General features: G+C 52.6%; 2 protein-coding genes. Both read right to left on the reverse strand.

What is annotated here, in order from left to right:
* Window positions 1-158: 158 nt before the first annotated feature.
* Window positions 159-1,043 (reverse strand): ParB N-terminal domain-containing protein, encoded by an 885-nt coding sequence (locus WMO20_RS14275; protein ID WP_349187293.1) that lies wholly within the window; start codon window positions 1,041-1,043, stop codon window positions 159-161.
* A gap of 12 nt (window positions 1,044-1,055) precedes the next feature.
* Window positions 1,056-2,294, reverse strand: a 1,239-nt coding sequence (locus WMO20_RS14280) for a relaxase family protein (RefSeq protein ID WP_349187294.1), incomplete at its 5' end; no start/stop codon positions are given.

The following is a 2,294-nucleotide window of genomic DNA, read 5'->3' on the forward strand; positions in this document are numbered from 1 at the left end:
TTTCTTTTTGTTCAAACGCACGCTCCTTTGATCGTCCCACCGTGGCAAAGCCGGGCGAGAAAATCAAAGTTCCAATTTTTATCAGGCGCAAGGGCGCGGAAGTTTTCCACCCTGCACTTGCGGCTGGTGGCTCGTTGATGGCTTACAAGTGCCTGTCGTTATGCGATTTCTTTCTCGTTCAGCATTTCTTCAAACTGTGCCATATACGCCTTGTGCTGCTTGAGGATTTTCAGCGTTTCAGTTTTGGCGTAGGAATCGTCCGGCAGCTTAGGCAAGTATCTCATCAAAAAATCAAAGTCCTGCTGAATCCGCCGGACAGCGACTTCCAGCGCGGAGTAGTTGATTCCAGAGTAGTGTGAGTAGCTCGACTGCGGAGCGGGGCGGTCCTCCGGGTGCGGAATCTCGTGCACGATTTGCTTGCGGTTCGGAAAATCAGCTCTGGCGAGGCGGTGCATATCAGCATCACGGACTTTGAATTGCCCAGACAGAATTTTCTCCTGCATACCGGGCACCATCTGTTCCATGATCTCTACGCCACGCATGAATTTTTCAGAACGGGCAACGTAGGATTCGCTGACATTGTTCCGCTCCGCAATCTGCTTACGAACGCTTGCTTCTGCGGCAGTGGGAGGAATTGTGTCAATTTGACACAATTCCTCCGGGGCGGTTTTCTTGGCAGCAGCCGTGTGCTGGTTGTTGCCGTTTCCACCGGGCTTCCGATGTTCCACACTGTACTGCTTTCCAATGAGGAACTTCTTCTGCTCCGGGGTTAAATTGCGCCGCCCCAGCTGATTCTTGCAGATCCAAGCGAGAGCTTCCTCACGATTTGCAAAGCGGAGCGGCATGGTAGAAAAGTAGATTTCGGGATGCTTCTGAAGAATCGCATAACGATTGTGACCGTCAACAAGTGTATTGTTCCACACGATCAAAGGAGAGAGCAGCTTGCCCGCTTTCAGGATATTTTCTTCAAGCTGCTTGAATTCATCATCGGTCAGAGGGGGAATCTGGGACTGAAACTCCGGATCGATTTTCAGATTGATCATACGCACACTCCTTTATCTCTCCTGCTGCGCCGGTTCTTCCTCCCGGAAAAAGGACGCAACATTCTGCTTTGCGGTTTTCAGTTTGAGCAGTTCTTCCTTAGCTTCCTTGTACTGCTCGTAGAACTTTGCCTTTTCGGATGCCAGCTGCGCATACTCGGCTTCCAGTTTTTTCGGGCTGGGCAGCTTGGTGATGTTGTTTGCCTTAAAATAGGCTGCTGCTGCCCGGTATGCTGTCAGCTCTGCACGGTGCTGCTCCTCAAAGGCTGCGGGTCGTTTGGCAGCTTTTAACTGCTGTGTGATTATCTTGGTGCTGGCATAGGCTGCGACCTGATAGCGCAGCTCTTTGTTGAATTTCATGCGACCTTCGAGGTCTTTCACCACCGCCAGTGCGTCGTGATACTTGGTTTCCAGTTCGGCGATGCGCTGGTTCAGGGCGTCCTCGTTGAGCAAATCTTTCTCCTGCAAGAGGATCAGAGTTTGTGCCATGGCTTTGAGGTTGTACTTCTTTGCCCAACGCTCATAGCCTGTGCCCTTACCCTTGGCCAGCTTTGCCTGAATGTCAATCAGTTTCCCGATGGTATCCTGCTTGAACTGCACCTTGGGTTTGTGCTCTGCGTTTGCGTTCAGGGTAGCAAACACAGCTTTCTTGTCGTAGTTGTCACCGAGATGTTTCGCTCGGATAAACTTCGTTCTGCCAGCAGGCAAGTAGCTGAGTTGTTCACGGCTTTCCTTGACGGCAATGCCGTACTGCTGCAAGAGCCTGTCGGAAAAATCTTCAAAGCTCGTGGCACGGTGCAATACAGACGAAATCTGTCTCCGTAAAGTATCCTTCACAGTTTCAAACTTCTTCTGCCGAGGCTGCTGTCCAGCTGTGGTGAGGGCTGCGTTTTCACGGTCAAGTTTCAACTGGCCGCGTCTACGCGCCCAATACTCAGCTTCGCTCACGCGCTCCTTGGAGCCGTTGAGCAGGTCGATCTGGTACAGTCCGGCACCCTCGCACATCTCCATGACCTCGACACGCAAGTGCCGCATGGTCTGGGCAGTGCTGGAGTGCTTCATGCCCTCTAGCCAGTCACGGGGCTTCTGCATATAGGGTTTGCGCTCCACTTCTCGTGTTCGGATGCTGCCGATCACAATGTGGACATGGATGTTCCCGGTACTGTTGTGCCCATCCGGGTGAGTGCAGACGATGGCAGGATGAGCGGGGAAGTTGTCCTTGCAGAACTGCAAGCCAAGGGCTTGCGCCCGCTC

This window comes from Faecalibacterium intestinale (assembly GCF_040096575.1).
GTDB lineage: Bacteria > Bacillota > Clostridia > Oscillospirales > Ruminococcaceae > Faecalibacterium > Faecalibacterium intestinale.